The organism is Mycobacterium sp. 050128, assembly GCF_036409155.1.
Taxonomy (GTDB): domain Bacteria; phylum Actinomycetota; class Actinomycetes; order Mycobacteriales; family Mycobacteriaceae; genus Mycobacterium.
In genome coordinates this window covers 89,503-109,841 of the sequence record NZ_JAZGLW010000001.1, presented here as the reverse complement: position 1 = coordinate 109,841, position 20,339 = coordinate 89,503, and the positions used below count along the sequence as shown (strand labels likewise).

The 20,339-nt window shown below is 65.8% G+C and carries 19 protein-coding genes; 10 read left to right on the top strand and 9 right to left on the bottom strand.

The window, feature by feature from the left end; translation table 11 throughout:
- The first annotated feature begins 50 nt into the window (after nt 1-50).
- Complete coding sequence (locus tag SKC41_RS00560; protein WP_330975840.1) at nt 51-761, top strand: GAF and ANTAR domain-containing protein; 711 nt, start codon at nt 51-53, stop codon at nt 759-761.
- On the opposite strand, the gene SKC41_RS00555 is transcribed toward SKC41_RS00560, so the two are convergent.
- Entirely contained in the window at nt 758-1,915 is a 1,158-nt protein-coding gene (locus tag SKC41_RS00555) for an NAD(P)/FAD-dependent oxidoreductase (RefSeq protein WP_330975839.1), read from the bottom strand. The two genes, SKC41_RS00560 and SKC41_RS00555, sit on opposite strands and share 4 nt — an antisense overlap.
- 77 nt (nt 1,916-1,992) lie before the next feature.
- Between SKC41_RS00555 and SKC41_RS00550 the strand changes: the two genes are divergently transcribed.
- The 5 genes from SKC41_RS00550 to SKC41_RS00530 all read left to right on the top strand — a co-directional run bounded on the left by SKC41_RS00550 (nt 1,993) and on the right by SKC41_RS00530 (nt 10,195).
- Nucleotides 1,993-3,174 carry a zinc-dependent alcohol dehydrogenase gene (locus SKC41_RS00550; protein WP_330978704.1) on the top strand — a complete coding sequence of 394 codons (1,182 nt, stop codon included), beginning with the start codon at nt 1,993-1,995 and terminating at the stop codon, nt 3,172-3,174.
- Between the two features lie 90 nt (nt 3,175-3,264).
- Entirely contained in the window at nt 3,265-5,415 is a 2,151-nt protein-coding gene (gene glgX / locus SKC41_RS00545; protein WP_330975838.1) for a glycogen debranching protein GlgX, read from the top strand.
- 132 nt (nt 5,416-5,547) lie between these two features.
- A complete protein-coding gene (locus tag SKC41_RS00540; protein ID WP_330975837.1) occupies nt 5,548-7,302 on the top strand; it encodes a sensor domain-containing diguanylate cyclase in 1,755 nt (584 codons plus the stop codon).
- A 230-nt stretch (nt 7,303-7,532) separates the two neighbouring features.
- Entirely contained in the window at nt 7,533-9,326 is a 1,794-nt protein-coding gene (locus SKC41_RS00535; RefSeq protein ID WP_330975836.1) for a diguanylate cyclase domain-containing protein, read from the top strand.
- Between the two features lie 101 nt (nt 9,327-9,427).
- On the top strand, nt 9,428-10,195 hold the full coding sequence (locus tag SKC41_RS00530) for an SDR family oxidoreductase (RefSeq protein ID WP_330978703.1): 768 nt from the start codon (nt 9,428-9,430) through the stop codon (nt 10,193-10,195).
- Between the two features lies 1 nt (nt 10,196).
- Here SKC41_RS00530 and SKC41_RS00525 read toward each other — a convergent pair whose 3' ends face one another.
- A complete protein-coding gene (locus SKC41_RS00525; RefSeq protein WP_330975835.1) occupies nt 10,197-11,168 on the bottom strand; it encodes an aldo/keto reductase in 972 nt (323 codons plus the stop codon).
- Between the two features lie 38 nt (nt 11,169-11,206).
- A complete protein-coding gene (locus tag SKC41_RS00520) occupies nt 11,207-12,259 on the bottom strand; it encodes a sensor domain-containing protein (RefSeq protein WP_330978702.1) in 1,053 nt (350 codons plus the stop codon).
- Nucleotides 12,260-12,440: 181 nt separating this feature from the next.
- Between SKC41_RS00520 and SKC41_RS00515 the strand changes: the two genes are divergently transcribed.
- Both SKC41_RS00515 and SKC41_RS00510 read left to right on the top strand, forming a co-directional pair.
- Nucleotides 12,441-13,001, top strand: coding sequence for a hemerythrin domain-containing protein (locus SKC41_RS00515; RefSeq protein ID WP_330975834.1), 561 nt, complete (start codon nt 12,441-12,443; stop codon nt 12,999-13,001).
- Nucleotides 13,002-13,038: 37 nt separating this feature from the next.
- Nucleotides 13,039-13,494, top strand: coding sequence for a uracil-DNA glycosylase family protein (locus tag SKC41_RS00510; RefSeq protein ID WP_442931489.1), 456 nt, complete (start codon nt 13,039-13,041; stop codon nt 13,492-13,494).
- Here the strand turns inward: SKC41_RS00510 and SKC41_RS00505 are convergent.
- Nucleotides 13,439-15,232, bottom strand: a complete 1,794-nt coding sequence (locus SKC41_RS00505) for a thiamine pyrophosphate-requiring protein (protein ID WP_330975833.1) — start codon at nt 15,230-15,232, stop codon at nt 13,439-13,441. The genes SKC41_RS00510 and SKC41_RS00505 overlap by 56 nt on opposite strands.
- Before the next feature lie 424 nt (nt 15,233-15,656).
- On the opposite strand from SKC41_RS00505, the gene mbp1 reads away from it, so the two are divergent.
- Nucleotides 15,657-15,893 (top strand): microaggregate-binding protein 1, encoded by a 237-nt coding sequence (mbp1, locus tag SKC41_RS00500; RefSeq protein ID WP_330975832.1) that lies wholly within the window; start codon nt 15,657-15,659, stop codon nt 15,891-15,893.
- A 140-nt stretch (nt 15,894-16,033) separates the two neighbouring features.
- Complete coding sequence (locus tag SKC41_RS00495) at nt 16,034-16,333, top strand: DUF3349 domain-containing protein (RefSeq protein ID WP_330975831.1); 300 nt, start codon at nt 16,034-16,036, stop codon at nt 16,331-16,333.
- Between the two features lie 43 nt (nt 16,334-16,376).
- Here the strand turns inward: SKC41_RS00495 and SKC41_RS00490 are convergent, their stop codons facing one another.
- From SKC41_RS00490 to SKC41_RS00470, 5 genes are read right to left on the bottom strand one after another with little or no spacing between them, the layout of a single operon-like run.
- A complete protein-coding gene (locus SKC41_RS00490; RefSeq protein ID WP_330975830.1) occupies nt 16,377-17,141 on the bottom strand; it encodes an endonuclease/exonuclease/phosphatase family protein in 765 nt (254 codons plus the stop codon).
- 23 nt (nt 17,142-17,164) lie between these two features.
- Nucleotides 17,165-17,755: an SAM-dependent methyltransferase gene (locus tag SKC41_RS00485; RefSeq protein WP_330975829.1), complete on the bottom strand. Its 591-nt coding sequence runs from the start codon at nt 17,753-17,755 to the stop codon at nt 17,165-17,167.
- Between the two features lie 32 nt (nt 17,756-17,787).
- Nucleotides 17,788-18,558 (bottom strand): PIG-L deacetylase family protein, encoded by a 771-nt coding sequence (locus SKC41_RS00480; RefSeq protein ID WP_330975828.1) that lies wholly within the window; start codon nt 18,556-18,558, stop codon nt 17,788-17,790.
- A gap of 7 nt (nt 18,559-18,565) precedes the next feature.
- Nucleotides 18,566-19,507, bottom strand: coding sequence for an acyl-CoA dehydrogenase family protein (locus SKC41_RS00475; protein ID WP_330975827.1), 942 nt, complete (start codon nt 19,505-19,507; stop codon nt 18,566-18,568).
- On the bottom strand, nt 19,504-20,214 hold the full coding sequence (locus tag SKC41_RS00470; protein WP_330975826.1) for a glycosyltransferase: 711 nt from the start codon (nt 20,212-20,214) through the stop codon (nt 19,504-19,506). The genes SKC41_RS00475 and SKC41_RS00470 overlap by 4 nt, the downstream gene beginning before the upstream one ends.
- Nucleotides 20,215-20,339 lie beyond the last annotated feature (125 nt).

Below are 20,339 nucleotides of genomic sequence, written 5' to 3'. Positions count from 1 at the left end.
CGCCCTCCGTGGTACGGGGCAGGGCCCGGCTCCCGAGAGGGGGTTATGACATGCCGGACGACAACAACACGATCGTCTCGCCATTGGCAGAACTCGTTGCCGGCATCGCTCGCCAGAGCACGGACACCGAGGCCGGGCTCCAGGAGCTCATCGACAGCGGCGTGCAGCACGTCGCCGGTTGCCAATACGCGGGAATCACCCTCGCCGAGGCGGGCAAAGCGGTCACCAATGTGGTTGCCACGCATCACTACGTGGCGGATCTCGACGCCGCACAGGAGCGCTACCGGGAAGGGCCGTGTCTCGCTCCCGCTTGGGAGCACCACATCATGCACGTCGCGGACCTCAGCGTTGACGATCGATGGCCGTGTTATCGACAATTCGCCCTGGAGAACACCCCGATCCGCTCCGTATTGTCCTACGAGCTGTTCGTCGACGACAGCACCTCCGCGGCGCTGAATCTGTACGCCGAGCAGCCACATGCCTTCACCCAGGACTCGGTCGAACTCGGCGCCATCTTCGCCACCCACGTCGCACTGGCGTGGTCGATGATGCGGCACCAAGCCCAATTTCGCAGCGCACTGGCATCGCGGGACATCATCGGCCAGGCCAAAGGCGTGCTTATGGAGCGGTTCAACATCGATGCCGTCGAGGCGTTCGAACTCCTTACCCGGCTATCGCAGCAATCCAACACGAAGCTGATCGACCTCGCCGAGGCGCTGATCGAAAGCGAACATCCACTCAAGCGCCGGCACCAGCCTTAGCGCTCGATGGGGAAGGGCACGGGCCGGCTCTCGGCGATGAGCCGTTCGCCGAGGTCGTAGTCGTTATCGGCGTTATAGGTCAGCACCCCGACCACCGCATCGCCGGACTCGTACCAGACGGTGAACCCGTCGGGATGCTCGCGTAACTGGCTGTGCTCGTAGCCGTCACCCCAGGCATGATATTTCAGGGTCGCATCGCCCACGGAAGTCCAAAATCCGGGTACACCAACCCATTTGGTAGGCCACGCCGCTGCGCAGGCCCCCGCGATCGCGCCTTGGTCGCTCGCGTCCTGCCAGTGTTCGATGGCCAGGTGGCGCCCCGCGACCTCATGGCGCGCCAATGCGACGTCCCCGGCGGCGTAGACATCGCGTGCCGTGGTGCACATATCGGAGCCGACGACGATGCGGGAGTCGCGAATCTGCAATCCCGCCTCGGCGGCGATGTGGCTCTGCGGCGCGACGCCCGTCGCCGCCAGCACGAGATCGCAGTCGATGGTGACGCCATCGTCCAGCCGTACCCCGGTGTCGGTGATTTCTTCGACAGCGACTCCGCCGACATGGCGGGCCCCGGCATCCGTCACCAGATCACGCAGGCGTTCGGCGGCCTGCGTTCCCAGCCGTTGTTGTTGCGGAAGTGGTTCGGGGGCAACCAAAGTCACTGACACGCCACGTAGTGCCAATGAAGCTGCCGCCTCGCAGCCGATGAAGCCGGAGCCGATCACCACGGCGGAGTCGGCGGTGTCCGCGGCGTGGCGCAGTGCGGTCGCGTCCGCCAATGAGCGCAACAGCAGCGCCTGCTGACCGCCGGGGATCGGAGGGCCCTGCGGCGCAGCGCCGCACGCCAAGATCAAGCTGTCGAACGCGTGCCGTTGCTCGCCGACATGCACTGTGCGCTGGGCGAGGTCCAGGCGATCGACTCGCGCGCGGGTGGTGAGTTCGATCTTCCGGTCCTCGAACCACTGCGCGTCGTGCAGTGCGACTTCGTCGGTCTGACCGCGCAGGTACTCCTTGCTCAGCGGTGGGCGCGCGTAGGGCAGGTCGGCGTCCGCGGTGAGGATGTGCACCGGCACGTCGGCGTTGTGTTCGCGGAAGGACTGCGCCGCCGATACTCCGGCGGGCCCGCTGCCTACGACGATCAGTCCCGAGTCGGCCACTACGGCGTGATACCCGCACACGGGAGGCTAAACCGGTGCGTTGTTTTGACGACCTCGACGCGGGTAGCCCGCCGTATATGAAAGCCGTGACCTGGCAGGGCAAACGCGACGTGCGCGTCGAGTCGGTGCCCGACCCGAAGATCGAACAACCCACCGATGCCATCATCGAGGTGACCTCGACCAACATCTGCGGGTCGGATCTGCACCTGTACGAGATTCTCGGGGCCTTCATGAACCCGGGTGACATACTCGGCCACGAGCCGATGGGGATCGTCCGTGAAACCGGCCCGGAAACCGGCGCCCTGCAGGTGGGTGATCGGGTCGTGATCCCGTTCCAGATCTCCTGCGGCAGCTGTCACATGTGCCACCACGAACTCTTCACCCAGTGTGAAACCACCCAGGTGCGCGAACAAGGCATGGGCGCAGCGCTTTTCGGCTACTCGGAGCTCTACGGCTCGGTACCCGGTGGGCAGGCCGAGCTGCTGCGGGTTCCGCAGGCGCAGTTCACCCACATCAAAGTCCCTGTCGGACCGCCGGATTCGCGGTTCGTTTATCTCTCGGATGTGTTACCGACCGCGTGGCAGGCGGTGGACTACGCCAATATCCCGGACGGTGGCACAGTCGCGGTGCTCGGGCTGGGGCCGATCGGAGACATGGCCGCCCGCATCGCCGATCATCTGGGGTACCGCGTCATCGCGGTGGACCTGGTGGCCGAACGCCTGGCCCGCGCCGCAAAGCGGGGGATTCACACCATCGACATCGGGCACCTGGACGCTTCGTTGGGTGATGCGATCCGCGAACTGACCGACGGCCGTGGAGCCGATTCGGTGATCGACGCGGTGGGCATGGAGGCGCACGGTTCGCCGGCGGCCAAGTTCGCCCAACAGGCGACCGCCGTGTTGCCGGATGCGATCGCCAAGCGCTTCATGCAGACCGCCGGTGTGGACCGGCTCAATGCGCTGTATTCGGCCATCGACATCGTCCGCCGCGGTGGGACGATCTCACTGATCGGCGTCTACGGCGGAATGGCCGATCCGCTCCCGATGCTGACGCTCTTCGACAAGCAGGTGACGCTGCGCATGGGCCAGGCCAACGTGAAGAGATGGGTCGGCGACATCATGCCGCTCCTGACCGACGACGACCCGCTCGGCGTCGACGAGTTCGCCACTCACGTGTTGCCGCTCGACCAGGCGCCGCACGCCTACGAGATTTTCCAGAAAAAGCAGGACGGCGCCGTAAAGGTCATGCTCAAACCGTGAGCTCTACTGCGCGAGTCGCGAAATAACAAGTCCACTATGGCGTTTCGCACAATTGTTTGATCGCCGCATGTCTCGGGTATCAAGTGCGCCATGACCAGAGCAGACGCGCCAGCACCGACGCCCACCGGTGAACTGTGGCCGGGCAAGGCGTATCCGCTGGGTGCGACGTACGACGGAGCCGGCACCAATTTCGCACTGTTCAGCGAGACGGCTGAGCGGGTGGAGTTGTGCCTGTTCGACGCCGACGGCGCCGAGACGCGAGTAACCCTGCCCGAGGTCGACTACTACGTCTGGCACGGCTACATCCCGGCGATCGAGCCCGGCCAGCGCTACGGCTATCGTGTCTATGGCCCCTACGAGCCCGCCGAAGGGTTGCGCTGCAACCCGAACAAGCTGCTGCTCGACCCGTACGCGAAGGCCATCGACGGAACCTTCGACTGGAACCAGTCGCTGTTCAGCTACAACTTCGGCGATCCCGACAGCCGCAACGACGATGACTCCGCGACGAGCATGCCGAAGTCCGTGGTGATCAACCCGTACTTCGACTGGGGCAACGACCGTCCGCCGTCGCACGAATACGCCGACACGGTCATCTACGAGGCGCACGTCAAGGGTCTGACGCAGACTCATCCGGACATCCCCGAGCAGATTCGTGGCACTTACGGTGCCATCGCCCACCCGGTCATCATCGACCACCTCAAGAGCCTGGGTGTCACCGCTATCGAGCTGATGCCGGTGCACCACTTCGCCAATGACTCCACTTTGGTCGAACGTGGATTGTCAAATTACTGGGGCTACAACACCATTGGCTTCTTTGCGCCCGATTTCAAATACACCAGCACGGTGTCACCGGGCGGTCAGGTGCAGGAGTTCAAGGCGATGGTGCGCGCTCTGCACGAGGCGGGCATCGAGGTGATCCTCGACGTCGTCTACAACCACACCGCCGAGGGCAACCATCTGGGACCGACGTTGTCGATGCGCGGCATCGACAACCAGGCGTACTACCGGCTGGTCGACGACGACAAGCAGTACTACATGGACTACACCGGCACGGGAAACAGCCTCAACGTGGGGCATCCGCACTCGCTGCAGCTGATCATGGATTCGCTGCGTTACTGGGTGACCGAGATGCACGTCGACGGCTTCCGGTTCGACCTGGCGTCGACCTTGGCCCGCGAGTTCTACGATGTGGACAAACTTGCGACGTTTTTCGAACTCGTGCAACAGGATCCGACCGTCAGCCAGGTCAAGCTGATCGCCGAGCCGTGGGATGTCGGACCCGGTGGCTACCAGGTGGGTGGCTTCCCGCCGCAATGGACGGAATGGAACGGAAAGTACCGCGACACCGTCCGCGACTTCTGGCGCGGCGAGCCCGCCACGCTCGACGAGTTCGCCTATCGGCTGTCGGGATCGGCGGACCTTTACGAGCACACCGGGCGCCGGCCGGTGGCGTCGATCAACTTCGTCATCGCCCACGACGGATTCACCCTGCGCGATCTGGTCTCCTACAACGAGAAGCACAACGAGGCCAACGGCGAAGACAACAACGACGGCGAGAGTCATAACCGTTCGTGGAACTGCGGCGCCGAAGGGCCGACCGACGACCCCGCTGTCAACGAGCTGCGCGCCCGGCAGCAGCGCAACTTCATCACCACGCTGCTGCTGTCACAGGGTGTCCCGATGATCTGTCACGGCGACGAGTTGGGTCGCACGCAGAACGGCAACAACAACGGCTACTGCCAGGACAGCGAGCTCACCTGGGTCGACTGGGACGATGCCGACACCGACCTGCTGGAGTTCACCCGCACCGTGTCGGCGCTGCGGGCGCAGCACCCGGTGTTCCGCCGGCGGCGATTCTTCTCCGGCAAGCCCGTCGGCCGCCGCGGCCAGGACGGGCTGCCCGACATTACCTGGTTCGCCCCCGACGGCGACGAGATGACCGACGAGGACTGGGGCGCGAGCTTCGCGAAATCCGTCGCGGTATTTCTCAACGGGCACGGCATCCCCGACCGCGATGCGCGCGGCCAGCGGGTAGTCGACGACTCGTTTCTGCTGTGTTTCAACGCCCACTACGAGCCGATTGAGTTCACCCTCCCGCCGAAGGAATTCGGCGCATCGTGGCAGCTGGTGGTATTCACCGGACCCGAGGAGACCACACCCGCCGACGAGGTGCCCGGGGGAGGCAAGCTGACCGTGGAAGCCCACAGCGCAGTAGTGCTGCGGGCGCCCGACGGCGGCTGAATGCACCCGCGGCGCCGCGACAGGGCGCATCATCGGTGACTTTCGCGCGACGATTTGTGACCTTGTGCTCCGAGAGATTGCATGCCTTCCCATGCACAATGGCGGTTGCGCCGCCGCATGGGAAAGGCACTCATGGAGAGATCGAACCCCGACGCATGCCTGAACGACGTGGTCTTGTGCCGGCGAGCCGCCATGTCAGCGGTGTTCGGCATCGCGGCGCTGTCATGGGCCGGCTGGGCGGCCGGTGTCGACCGGTTGACCCGCATCCATCCGAACTGGCCGCAGATGATGCCGTGGACCGGCGTGTGGCTGGTGGCGCTGGGGGCGGCGATTTGGGCACAGTCGGGTGACCCATCGCGGGGGCGAGTATTTGCCGGGCGTGCCTTGGCCCTGGTGGTGGGAGTCTTAGCCCTCATCACCCTGGTGGAGTACGGGACTCGTGGGTTGGGCGGCCTGGACGAGGTGTGGTTCGGCGACGCGGTGCGCGCCTCGGGATGGGCCTGGCCGGGCCGGCCGAGCCCACAGACCGCGGCGTCGTCCCTGCCCCTGGCGACCGCCATCGGGCTGATGCGGGTGGATGGCAGGGCCTCTGTGGTCTGGCCCGCGTTCATCGCCGCCGGTGGGGTTATCCCGTTCGTCACGGTCGGGGCCTACCTGTTCGACGCCTTGGCGCTGGTGGGCACCTCGTCCTCGACCGGCCAGGCGCTGATGACGGCCCTCGCGCTGTTGCTGCTCGACGCCGCGATAGTGCTGGCACGCCCCGACCGGTTCCCGGTCGCCTGGCTTCTCGCCCGGCCCGACAAGACGTCACTGCTGCGGCTGGCGGCGATCCTCGCGGGCTTTCCGGTGGTGGTCGCGGTGGCGCGGCCGATCTTTCTGTCGCTCGGGTTGGGTGAGCAGACGGTATGGACCTTCTCGATTCTGCTGGGCACCGCCATCGTCGGGGCGATCACGTTCTTCTTCACCCAGCGCGAGCAGAAACTGCTGATAGAGAAGGAGCTGGCGAGTAAGAAACGCGCCGAGGCCGAAATGCGCTATCGCATCCTCGCGGACAACGCGGTGGACATCGTCGTACACCTGCGCGGCAGCGAGCTTGCGTGGGTCTCGCCGTCCGTAGAGGCCGCGTTGGGCGTGCCGCCGCAAGCCTGGATGGGCCCCCAGGATCTAGACCGCTATGTCCATCCTGAGGACGTCGAGGCCGTCAGTACCGCGCTAAGCAGGGTCACGGCCGGCGAATCGGTGCTGCACCGGTTCCGCGTGCACTCCACCGACGGCGTCTACCACTGGGTCGAGGGCCACGGGAAACCGTACGTCGACGCTGAGGGCAACACCGACGGTCTGATCGCCGCGATGCGCATCATCGACGAGCAGGTCGAGGCCGAGCAGCGGCTCGAACGGCTGGCACGGTTCGACCCGCTCACCGGCCTGGCGAACCGCGCCGAAGCCATCGGCCGGCTCGCCACCGCACTCGAGCAATCACAGCCCGAAGGAATCAGTGTCGGGGTTCTTTACTGCGACGTCGACCATTTCAAAGACATCAACGACACGTGGGGACACGGCATTGGCGACATCGTGCTCGCCACTCTGGCGACACGGATCCAGAAGAGCGTTCGCCGGGGCGACACCGTCGGCCGGACGGGAGGTGACGAGATTCTCGTCCTGTTGCCCGGTGTTCGCAGCATCGACGAGCTCACCCGGATCGCCGAGAAAATTCGTTGTCGTGCCTCCGAACCCATCCACGCGTCCGGCAAGACGTTCTCCGCGACCCTCAGTATCGGCGCCACGCTTGCTCTTCCCGGCGAGTCCGTCGACACGGTCACGTCCCGTGCAGACGCGGCGATGTACCAGGCCAAGCTGGGCGCCAGAAACACTGTTCAGCGGATTTGAGCAGCGAGCTATCACCGCACAAGGCGGCCCTCGAAGGGCTCGTCGAGGCGTGGCGAGCCGAGCATTGCTGCAGGCCCTGTCCGCCGAAGGGGCATGACGCCCGCCCGATGACTCTCCTGCCGAAATCGCAACATCGGTAGCGTTTTCTGCGCAAAATGACGAGGCTGAGAGTCACGTGGTGCCGCGGTGGGAAGCGCAACCGAACGCCACCCTGGCAGGGAGGGCAGCGGATGTACGAGGCCGGCCCCACCGCACGCCTGGAGTCGGCGCTGCCCCGGTTTGCGCGGGCGGCCGTGGTGCTGGTACTTGCGGTTGCCGCGGTAGCTTGGGTGGGCTGGATTTCCGGGGTCGAGCCGTTGACGCGGCTCTATCCGACCTGGCCGGTGATGACGCCGTGGACCGCCTTGTGCCTGGCCGCGCTCGGTGCGTCGATCCTGGTGCAGTCGGGGCTTCCGTCGCCCGAGCGCGTCTGGGTCGGTCGGGGCCTGGGTCTCGCGGTCATTGCGTTTGCCGCCGTCGTGATCGCTGAGTACGCGACCGGTAGATCGTTCGGACTGGACCTGGTGTGGTTTGGCGACACAGTGCGGATGTGGCAATCGTCGTGGCCCGGCCGTCCGAGCCCCCAGACGGCTGTTTCGCTGCTGCTCGTCGCCGCGATGGCGGGTTTGATTCGCCAAGAGCGCGGCGCCCGACTGCTCTGGCCCCTCTGCGTGGGCGCCGGCGCCGTCATCCCCGTCGTCACGGTCGCCTCTTACTTGTTCGATGCGATGGTTCTCGCCGGTGTCACGCCGTCTACCGGCCAGGCGATCGCGACTGCCGGAGCACTGCTGCTGCTCGTCATCGCGGCGTCGCTGGCGCGCCCCGACCGGCCCCCGCTGGCGTTGCTGCTCGGCCGCCCCGACTGGCGCTCACTGGTCAGGTTGTTGGGCATCCTGGCCGCTTTTCCGCTGGTCGTGGCGCTCGCCAGGGCGACTTTCCTGGCTCTGGGTCTTCGCGGCGAGCATGCGGAATGGACCCTCTCTATTGTGGTGGGCACGCTCATCGTCGGGGTGGTTACGTTCTACCTGAGCCAGCGCGAGCAGCGGGAGTTGATCCAAAAGGAGTTCGTCGGCAAGCTGCGCGACGACGCCGAGAATCGCTATCGAATTCTTGCCGACAATGCCGTCGACGTCATCGTTCACCTGCGCGGCCGCGAAGCCGCCTGGGTTTCGCCGTCTATCGTGGCCACGTTGGGCGGTCCACCGCAGCGGTGGCTTGGCTCCGGCTTCAGCGCCCGCATCCATCCCGACGACCTCGGTACCGTCGCCGCGGCACTGCAGCGGATCGCAGAAGGTGATGCGGTCATCCAGCGCTTCCGGGTCCAGTCGGTGGACTCCGGATACCGCTGGGTCGAGGGCCACGGGAAGCCTTATGTCGATGCGGAGGGCAATACCGATGGATTGATCGCCGCGCTGCGTCTCGCGGATGAGCAAGTCGAGGCGGAGCAGCGACTGCAACGGTTGGCCCGTTTTGACACCCTCACCGGGTTGGCGAACCGGGCCGAGACTTTCGCGCGCCTGGAGTCCGCGCTGGGCCAGCCGCGTCCGCCCGCAAAGGGTGTCGGCATCCTGTTCTGCGACGTCGACCACTTCAAGGCCATCAACGACACGTGGGGCCACGGCGTCGGCGACATTGTGCTGGCAACGCTGGCGACGCGGATCCATGACAGCGTCCGGCCAGAGGACACGGTTGGGCGCACGGGTGGCGACGAAATCCTCGTGCTGCTGCCCGACGTCGACGGAATGGACGAGGTCGCGGAGATCGCGGAGAAGATTCGTCGGGATGCCGGCGAACCGATCGACATCGCCGGAAACATGCTCAGGGCGACGGTGAGTATCGGTGCTACCGTTGCCCTTCCCGGCGAAGCGGTCACCTCGGTCACCGCCCGGGCGGACGCGGCGATGTACCAGGAGAAACTGGGTGAAAAGGATGGCGTCGCCCGCTTCTCCGCGGAGCGATCCTTGCGACGGTCGCGTCGAGCCTGAGGCGCTCGAATTCTGCCCGGCAGTTACATGTTCCACCCGTGGTGGATACGCTGTGCCGACGGCGTCATGCGTTACAGGAGAGGGCAAATATGTCACGGACAGTGGTTGTCGGCGCGTCGAGTGGCCTTGGGCGCTGTATCGGAATCGGGCTTGCAGAACGCGGCGATCAGGTCGCGCTGCTGGCCCGCAGGCGTGAGCGCCTCGAGACCGCCGCGAAGGAGGCCGGGTCGGGCGCGATCGCCGTCGAGTGCGACATCACCGACCAGGCGTCGTGCCGATCGGCCATCGGCGAGGTCGCCGACGCGTTCGGCGGCATCGACAACATCGTCTACACCCCCGCCATCAGCCCGCTGGTCCGCATGGTCGACACCGACGCGGAGACGTGGCGCCGGATCTTCGACACCAACGTGGTCGGGGCGTCGCTGGTAACCGCGGCGGCGATGACCCACCTGACCGAATCGGCCGGCAAGGTGGTCTACCTCTCCTCCGACGCGGGCCCGTACGGTCCTTCGTGGCCTGGGCTCGGCGCCTACGGCGTCAGCAAGGCGGCCCTGGAACGACTCGTCGAGGCGTGGCGATCCGAACACCCCGACGTCGGCTTCACCAACCTGATCGTGGGGGAGTGCGCCGGCGGCGAGGGTGAGGCGGCGACCGGGATGAACGCCGGCTGGGATATGGACCTCACCATGCAGGCCTACCCGCTCTGGGTCTCGCGCGGCTGCATGCCGGGCAAGTTGATGCCCGTCGAGGATCTGATCGACGTGGTCCACACGATCCTTCGCACCAATTCCTCGACGTCGATGCCGCTGGTCGTTGCCCGTGGCGCGCCGGCGAGCCCCGCCGCGTTCGCCGAGGCCAATCAGTCCTAGCTCAGCGACCGGTGAGTTTTTCTCGCACCAGGTCGGTGATGAAGCGAACCGGCGAGACCGGCCGGAACGCGAGAGCCGCCTCGGTGAGCGCGTCGCGAGACGCGATCGGCAGTTCGATATCGCCCGCGGCCACGTTGAACTCGAGTTGCTCGACGCTCGAGGCGCCGGGAATGGCGACCACGCCCGGATAGCTGATCAGCCAGGCCAGCGCGACCTGGGCCGGCTTGGCGTCGACTTCCTTCGCGACATCGCGCAACAACTGCAGCAATGGCTCGAGGCGCCGCAGGTTTTCGGTACCGAACAATGCATTGATCGCACGGACGCCGCCGGGACGATTGTCGACGTTGTACTTGCCGCCCAGCAGCCCCTGCTCCAGTGGGCTGTAGGCGATCACGACGCGGTTCTCTCGTTCGGCGAACGGCACCAGCTTCTTGAGCGCCTTGGGGAAGGCGAGCGAGAAGTGGACTTGATTGCTGACGACCGGACGGCCCAGCGCGGCATCGGCTTTAAGCCAGCGCTCCAGCGAATAGTTCGAGACGCCGGCCGCGCCGATGTCACCGCTGTCGATGAGGTCACGCATGCCCGGCATGATCACCGAGTCGGGGACCACCGGGTTGGACTGGTGGATCTGGTAAAGCGGGATACGGTCCAGTTGCAGCCGCCGTGCGCTGGCGCGCTCGCGCTGCTTGATCACCGCGGGGAAGGGTGCGACCGGCATGATCTTGCTGGCCACCGCAACCTCGGCACGCTCGTCGCCGAGTGCCTCGCCGAGGATCCGCTCGCTCTTGCCCAGCCCGTAGACCTCGGCGGTATCGAACAGCGTCACGCCCATCGCGCGGGCACGCTGCACGATGTCCCGGGCGGCGCCGGCGGCGTATTCATCCCCGTAACCCCATTCGCGTGAGCCGAACTGCCAGGTGCCCAACCCGATCCGGCTGACCTGCCCCACTCCGTCGACATCGAGATATTTCATGTGCTCACCGTACTGGGCGGGGTGGTCGCGCGTGATGGTCAGTCGGGGATCTTGTTGAGGATGTAGTTGACGATGCTCACGGCCGTTTGGCGAGGCCCGCTGGCATCGGTGGTGCCGAGGCTGACGACGTACAGGTCGACCACGACGTTGGCTTTGGCCGCCGCGGCCCGAACAAATCGCACCTTCAGGCCCTTGGGTGCCAGATCCATCGTGGTGATGCCGTTGCCGGCATCGGCAGGCGGGCTGAGCGACAACGTGTACGTTGGCCCGCCGCGGGCGGTCAGTGTCACGGGTGCCCCGCCGCAATCGCGCCAGCCGTCGGTCAGCTTCGTGACTTGCGTTTGCGCGGTCGGCGAATCGCGAAACGCCATGACCGCCTGGATAACCTGGATCGACTTCAACAGGGTTTGCGTATCGGAGAATGCCTCCGCGCGATACCGCAGCATGGTCTTGAGGTCGTAGGCCTCCGGGGCGCCGGGCATTACGCTTCCCCAGCACTGCGGCCGATCGATCGTCGCGTCCGTATCGCTCTTGCTCGGCCGATCCCAGGTTTGGCCGGCCTCCAGGTTCTGGTCGTTGGTAAGGCTTTTCAGGGCATCCAGCTTCGGCAGCATCCTGATGACGTCATCCGGCGCCACCTTGGGTGACGGCGGCGGCTCGGTGGTAGTGCCGGGGGTGGCCGTGCTGGGCGGCGCCGCGGTCGGTTGGGGTCGCGAGACGGACAGCGTGGACAACGTGGCCCACCCGAGCAGCGCGACGACGGTCAGCGTGATGAACGCGTACGACAGCGACAACCCGACGAGTGCCCGGTCACGTCCGAGCTCGCCGGTGCGCCGGATCTGCGCGAGGCCGAGATGTCCGAGAAGCGCTCCGACAGGGGCGAACACGAAGGCGAACACCAGCGACAACGTCGCGAAGGTGTTGACGGGCGGGGGCTGCTGCGGCGGGGGCGGCGGCAGGAAGACCGGCGGTCCGACCGGCGGCGGGGCGTACGGGACACGGCCCAGCGGATCGTAGGTAAGGGACTCCGGGCTAAAGGGATTGTGTCCGAACGGATCCTGAGGGTTCGTCGCGGCCTCCTTAGCTGGGATCCTGCTCAGACTCTAGTACCGGGACCTAGGCCATCGGTAGTTCTGCCGCCAGCTGCGGCGCCACACCAGCTTGGCCTGGTCTGACCCGGCAGCACGTTTGGTGGCTGTGTCGGCGGGTAGCCGATTGGGAGCGCGCAACAGCCCGCGCGTTACAACCGGACTAATTCGGGAGGACATCACTATGGTTGACAGTGCCATCATGTCGCCCACGGACGTGGTCGACTTTCTTTCCAGTCAGCACCAGCAGATCAAGTCTCTGTTCGCCAAAACGCTTGCGGCGAAGGGTGAAACACGTGAGCAGAATTTCGTAGATCTGCGGCGTCTGCTCGCCGTGCATGAAACCGTCGAGGAAGAAATCGTTCACCCTCGGGCCAAGCGAAAGATCGCCAACGGCGAAGCCGTGGTTCGGCAGCGACTGGAGGAAGAGCACGAAGCCAAGACCGTCCTGCAGCAGCTGGAGAAGCTCGACGTCGACAGCGAAGAATTCACCCAGCTGCTGACGGAGCTTCGCGACGCGGTCCTCGACCACGCCGAACACGAAGAGAAGGACGAGTTCGCCCGGCTGGGCCAGGAATTGAGTAGTCACGAGCTTGAAACCATGGGGCGCGCTGCCAAGCTCGCGGCAGCGATCGCGCCGACTCGGCCGCACGCCGGAGTCGAGTCGCAAGTGGCCAATCTGGTCGCCGGCCCGTTCGCGGCGATGCTGGATCGGGCTCGCGACGCCATTGTGGGCAAGGGCTAACCGGTCTCGGCACGTTTTCTCGCCGCTGGAGACCATCATGATCGCAGCAAAGGCGAGTGCCGAGCGATACTTGCCCCAGAGGCGTTCGCTTCGTTCGTTGGCAGCCGCGGCCGAAAGATGCGAAGGGTGTTCACTTTTCGAGAACGCCACCCAGACCGTCTTCGGCCGCGGTAAAGCCAAGACGCCGATCATGCTGGGCGGTGAGCCCCGGCTGCTCGCCGAGATCGAGGCGCTGCGGCCGCAGGTGATCGTGTGCCTCGGCGCGACTGCCGCGCAGGCCATTCTGGGCGCGACTGCCGCGCAGGCCCTTCTGGGAGCGTCGAGATTGCGGGCAATCGCCCAACGTGGCAATTCGGCGGTGGTTGTTCACGCGGGCGAAGAGGTCGATGCATTCAACATAGCCACCTGGCGCCGCCTGATCAGCGTGGCCCCGAAAGTCAACTTTTCTTGTGCGGCAACAACTCCTGGACCTTGGCTTTCAGGCCCTCCTTGACGAACCCGATGCGGTCCTCGTCGCCGGCCAGCACTGCGGCGGTGGTCGCCTTGAACTGTTCCCACGTGGCGTGCGGCGGGATCGGCGGCATGTCCGGGTCGGTGTACACGTCGAGCACGGTGGGACGGTCGGCCGACAGAGCCTCACGCCAGGCGTTCGCGAGGTCTTCGGGATCCTTGATCGTCAATGCGTTGAGTCCCAGCCCGGACGCGAACGCGGCGAAGTCGACATCGGGAAGTACCTGGGATTCCACAAATTTCGGGGCTCCGGCCATCGCCCGCATTTCCCAGGTGACCTGGTTGAGGTCGTTGTTGTGCAGGATCGCCACGACCAGACGCGGATCCTCCCACTCCTGCCAGTACCGCTTGATCGTGATCAGCTCGGCCATGCCGTTCATCTGCATTGCGCCGTCGCCGGCGAATGCGATCACAGGCCGCTGCGGGTGTGCGAATTTCGCGCCGATCGCATAGGGGACGCTGGGACCCATCGTCGCCAGGTTTCCGGAGAGTGAACCGCGAATATTTCCGCGGAACTTCAGATTTCGTGCGTACCAGTTGGCGGCCGATCCGGAATCCGCCGTCACGATCGCGTCGTCCGGCAGCTGAGGGGAAAGCTCGGAGAATAGCCGTAGCGGGTTGATCGGGTGGGCGCTGACGTGCGCCTCCTTGTCCATCGTTTCCCACCATCGCGACACGTTCTTTTCGATGGTTTCGCGCCAGGACCGGTCTTCCTTGCGCTTCAGCTGGGGAATCAGGGCCTGCAGTGCGGACTTCGCGTCGGCGACCACATTGATCTCATAGGGGTAGCGCATTCCTATTAACCGGCCGTCGACGTCGATCTGGACCGCCCGGCATTGCCCGAACTCCGGCAGGAACTGGGTGTAGGGAAAGCTGGACCCCACGGTCAGCAGGGTGTCGCAGTCGCGCATCATCTCGTAGCTGGGCCGTGTCCCGAGCAGGCCGATAGATCCTGTGACCCAGGGCAATTCGTCGGAGAGTACGTCTTTGCCCAGGAGTGCCTTGGCTGCGCCGGCGCCGAGCAGCTCGGCGACCTCGGTGACCTCAGCGCGCGCCCCCCGCGCGCCGGTACCCACCAACATGGCAACTTTCTTGCCCGCGTTGAGTATCTCGGCGGCACGCGCGATCGCGGCGTCGTCGGCAACGATGGCCGGCCACTCGACACCAAGGCTGGACGGCACCATTTTGAAGGCGTGGGTGGGCGCCGAATACGGCAGCTCTTGCACATCGGCCGGAATGATCAGTGCGGTCGGGGTGCGCTGCGCTATCGCCACCCGGATGGCGCGGTCCAGCACATTGGGCAATTGTTCTGGGACGGTGACCATTTGGACGTAGTCACTGGCGACGTCTTTGAACAGGCTCAGCAGATCGACCTCTTGCTGGTATGACCCGCCCATGGCGCTTCGGTTGGTTTGTCCGACGATCGCCACCACCGGAACGTGGTCGAGCTTGGCGTCGTAGAGACCATTGAGCAGGTGGATCGCGCCGGGCCCGGAGGTGCCCATGCAGACCCCGACCCGTCCGGTGAACTTGGCATAGCCGACCGCCTCGAAGGCACTCATCTCCTCGTGACGCGACTGAACGAACTTGGGTTCGTTGTCGGCGCGCCCCCACGCGGCAAGGATCCCGTTGATGCCGTCGCCGGGATAGCCGAAAACATGTTGAACGCCCCAGGCGCGCAGTCGCTCCAGCAGGTAGTCACTCACCTCTTGCTTGGACATTCGTTTCCTTCCTAGAGGCAACAGTTCGGCACCATCACTGCACCTGCCGCACGCCAACTCCGTCCGTCGCCGTGAGCGCGACGGCCGTGGCGCCGCCGAGAACGCCGTGTTGGTGAGAAGCAGCAGCCGACGGCTACGACCCCTCGACCGGTCGTCAAAGATGCCGTGGGCGCCGTAGTCGTGACCGTCGTGGTACCCGCAGCAGTTCTGGTTATGCGCAGTTGAAATATGTGAGCCGTTGACCAGGCGGGATTGCGTGGGATTGCGTATACCCGTTTAGGCGGCCGCATCGAGGGAAGCCATTACAAGCGAACGAATTGATCGACGTGGCAGGCGATTTGTCTGCGTCGGTCGCAGCTCAGAGTTGATCAATCCGATCGCGGTCAGACGGGCGCAAGTTCAACAACCAGAGGGAGGATCGAGCATGGGTGAGCAGAACAGTGGCGCCGAAGAAGGCATCAAGGGAGCCGTCGAGGGTGTCAAGGGGAAGGTCAAAGAGGTCGGCGGATCGCTGATCGGCCGTGACGACGTCGTCGAAGAGGGCAAGGCCCAGCAGGATAAGGCCGATGCTCAGCGCGACGCCGCGAAGAAGGAAGCCGAAGCCGACGCTGCGCGCGGCGGTGCGAAAGCCGCTGAAGAGCGCCAGAAGTCGCACCAGTAATTTTCTAGGTGTGGATGGGGGCCGGCCCGCAGTTGTGCCGGCCCCTTCTGCTGCCTCAAGGTTTCAAAGCCCGACGACCGGTTATTCCTGCAGGGACTGCGGGCGTCCCGCCCCGTAGTGGGACAGTGAGGTAGCAGGTCATGGACCCCGTCGGCCGCGTGTCGCGCATTGTCGCGTTTTTGCGAGCCGGCTATCCCAGCCGCGCGGGGGTATTCGGCTATCTGCCGCTGCTGGCGCTGTTGCCGCGTCGCGTATCCGACGACGAAGTCACCGAGATCGCGAGCGAACTGGCGGTGCGCGGACGTCCGGTCGACAACGCGGACATCGGCGTGCAGATCACCCGGAGCATCCACGAGATGCCTTCGCTGGGCGACATCAAGCGCGTCCGGCGACGCCTCACGGCGATTGGCGGGCCGGGCGCAGCGGGTCGCGATAGGTAACTGGTTCGGTTCGAGAACTGCTGTGCACCAGCACTACGGCCGGTCACGCGTGGTCGAGGTCGACCACCAGCGGCCGATGATCGGAGATCGGCATGCGCTCGGTCTCGGTCGTGCCAGCGCGCAGGTTGCGCTCATCGGTCAGAATGTGGTCGAGCTGGCGGTCCGGGGCCTCCGCGGGAAACGTGTCGCCCCTAGCGAGCGCGCGCATGCCCGACCAGCGATGCACTGCGGGTGGCGTCATGTTGAGGTCACCGGTCAAAAGCCGCGGACCGGGAAATCCGCGCAAATCGTAGATCAGGCGGCGCAATTGGCGCCGATTCCAGCCGGGCACGAAGGACAGATGCGTGTTGGCCACCGTCAGCGGCCCCAATGGTGTGTCCAGCCGGGCAATGACCGCCGCTCTGGGTTCTTCGTCGACGACCATCACCCGGTTAGGTCCGGGCAAGTACATCGGAAACCGCATGGGAATCCGGGGCAGTCGCACGACTTGCCAACTGGCCGCTGGGAATCGGGACAGTAGCGCGATTCCGTAGGCAGTGGTCCCGGGTTGCTCATCGCCGGTGGCGGCCATCCATGTCGCGCCCGGAGTGCCGGCAATCGCGGCCACGAATCGGTGTTCCACCGCTCCCATCGCTTCGGCTGCCAACGCGGTGAGGTCGGCGCGCGAGGACCGCTCTTGATCACAGTCGACTTCCTGCAACGCCAGTATGTCGGGATCCAGGCGGCGCACACAGTCCAGTAGCCGCTGCGGGTCCACCCCGTCGCCCACGGTGCGGCCGTGCAGGATGTTGAATGTTGCTACGCGCATTAGGTTTCGGCTTTCGATTCCCGCTAGCGGGCTCCGGGGACCTTTTCGCGCGCCGCCACCGAGCGGCCGTCGCCGGTGTCGAAGACCTCGATGACGACGTCACGGTCCTGGTAGCGGCCCAGCGACGTCAGGCCCGGTGTTCGCGCGATGATGGCGTGAGCGGCATCACCGGTGAGCGGATAGTCGGCCACAGGGTGGCGCCAGTGTGCGGCAACAACATTCGCGCCGGCTTGTAGCCGATTGCATCCCCGGGCCAACACCGCGGCGAGTGTCTCCGCCTCGAGGTAGTAGGCGATTTCGCTGAGCACCAAAAGATCGAAGGGGCCGGACGGCCACGAAACATCGATCGAAGACCGGCTCAGCGTCACCCGATCCCGACACCCGGCTTGCCGCAGCCGCATATCGGTGCCACGCACCGCCGCGTCGGCCACATCCACCGCGGTCACGCGATCACAGCGCTGTGCCAGCCGCGCGGTCAGGATGCCGATCGAACAGCCGGGCTCGAAGGCATGCCGATAGTGGCGATTGGGCAGCATGGCCAGCGTGATCTCGTATTTGCGCTGCTCGTACCATCGCGTCGACAACTGCCAGGGATCGTCGCCGTCGGCATACATCTGGTCGAAATAGGCGTCGGGTAGGCGTGCGCTCAGCGGAACGTCACCTCTCCCACTGCCATCAGTCGCGGCAGTACGTACGTCGGCAGCGCCGGCGGTGAGCCGGTGCTCGACGCGAATTGGCTGCGAAAGCATTGCGCAGCAAGGCGTTTGCGCAGAGCTGCCCAGTCGGGCGCGGGTAATGAATGGGCACGATCCCACGGCACCGCGGGATCGCGGGGAGTGGCCCAGTGCCACATCCAGATGGGGTACTCCAGCAGCACGGCGTCGGTGCGTGCACAGGCCGTGGCGGCAGCGCGTCCGACCGCCTCGTGATCGGGATGTCCGTCACCTCTCCAGGTGGCGGCACACCAGGGGCGCACGCCGGCACCGTCGAGGATCTCGACGAGTAAATCGGTGAGCTTGTCCTCGTAGTCGGTCAGCTGGCCGTCCGGCAAACCCAGCGACACCGGCGTGGGGACTCCCAAAATGCCTGTTGCTCTGCGTAATTCATGCTGCCGTGTGGCCCCCATGCGCGTCCGGTCCAGTGGCGTCGCCCCGGGGTGGGCCGCACCGCCGTCACTGACGGACACGACCAGGACGTCGACACCCGATGCGACCAGCTGGGCGATCGTGGCCCCCAGGCCGAGTGTCTCGTCGTCGGGGTGGGGTGCGACGACGACGAGGCCCGGGCAGTCGGTGAGATCCAGCGGCGGCAGGGGCTCGTCGTTGAGGGCGGCCAGCCATACCGGCGCCGGTGTCCCGCTGTGGGTCAGCGGCTTGGCCGCAAACCTGGCGCAGTTACTAGTCGATAGTGTTTTCACGTCGCCCTCAGCGCCGCTGGCCCGCAAGCCCCCCGAGCGCGGCCAGATCCCGCTCGGCGTGGCTTTGCCGTATGTAGATACTCAAGTCGGCCACCCGCTGAGCATGGCGGCCGTCCTGACACAGGGGACCGGGTCCCAACGCGCGGCCCGTGCGGGTGATCGCCTCGTCGGCGGCGTGTTCGACGACCGCCCGAACCCGGCGCGCGAGCAGTTCGGCGCTGCACGAGCGGTCGAACGGGTCGGCATCGACCTGGGCTGCCGCGGTGCTCAGCATCGCCTCGCCGGCCGCGACCGCGGCGTCGACCGCGCCCAGGTGTGCCAATGAATATGCGTCCGCTGATTCGCTTGCAGCACAGCGATATAGCGGCTCGGCAACCCTGCGCGCACCGCCGAGCCAGCACGCGGCAACGCCGATGGCGCCGTGCCAGAATCCGGGCCGGCTGAGATAGTCACCGGGATCGCCGATCGCGACGGCTTGGGCATTGGTGAACTGCACCGGCCGGGTGTCACTTCCGGCCATCCCGGCGTTCCACCACGTGGACGGCAACGCCTTGACCGCGGGGTCGACGACCGCGACCGCGAAGAGGCCTCGCTGGCCGTCGTCCAACCGGGCGGTCACCAGGGCATGGGTGCAGAACCCGGCGCCCGAGCACCACACCTTGGTGCCGTTGAGGGTGAACGCCCCCCTCACGTCAGTGGCCGTCACCACCGCATCCGGCGACTCGGCCGCCCACACCCCCCACAACTGACCGAGTTCGGGTGGCTTGCCGCCTAATTCGTCGAGGATCGCAACGGCATCGACGTGGGCCTCGACAATGCGGGCCGCCACGACGTCTTCTTCGGCCAGCAGGGCCAGACGTTGCCAGCGTTCCAGCGTGCGTCCCGACGCGGGCAGCGGCAGCTCGAGTCGTCCGGTCTCGAGCCAGTGCTTGATCAACCCTGCCGTCACCCGTGATCACCCGCCGCCGTTCTCCCCAATTGTCTTAAGTCGTAGGCGAATCCGCGCGGGGCTCGGGCCTGGGTCCGTGCCGAGGTGATCACCGACAAATCGGTATCGCGGTGGATGCGATAGCCGGCAGCCTCGAATCGCTCGACCAGGTCGACGTCCTCTCCGGAGGACAGCGCGCGAAAGCCGCCGACCCGCCAGTACGCGCGGGCACTGAAACCCATGTTGGCGCCGTGAACGTGGTCGTGCTGGCCGTTCTGATCAGACTCGTAGGCCTGCGCATGGCGCCGCGCGACGTCGGGCGAATGCTGGCGCCAGTCGGTAATACGCACCACGCCAAGAGCCATGTCGGCGCCGAGCTCGAGCTGATGGATCAGCCACCCCGGGTCGACTCGGCTGTCCGCGTCGGTGGTGGCATACCAGCACTCCTCGTCGTCGCGGCACATCGAGCGGCCATAGCCGAAACCGGCTGCCCGCGCGGCGCCCACGTTGTGGGCCTCGACGCTCACGAAGTGCACATCGGGCCCGTACTGTCCGGCCAGCAGCGCGCTGTCGTCGTTGCTGGCGTCCAGAACCACGACCGTCGAGACCGGAACCGGTACGCACAACGCACTGGTCAGCACCGCACGCAAACACGCCGGGAGGTGGGCCTTTTCGTTGTGAGCGGGGACCACCACGACGACTCGGTCGTAGACGCGGAGCGATGGCACCGACATACCCAACGGTTGCCCAATTCGTCAGTGTTTAAACAGATGACAACGGGTTGCCCACGTCGTAGGCCGGGTATGACCTAGTCACATGGCATCCACGCAAGCACCAACACAATCGCACGGCG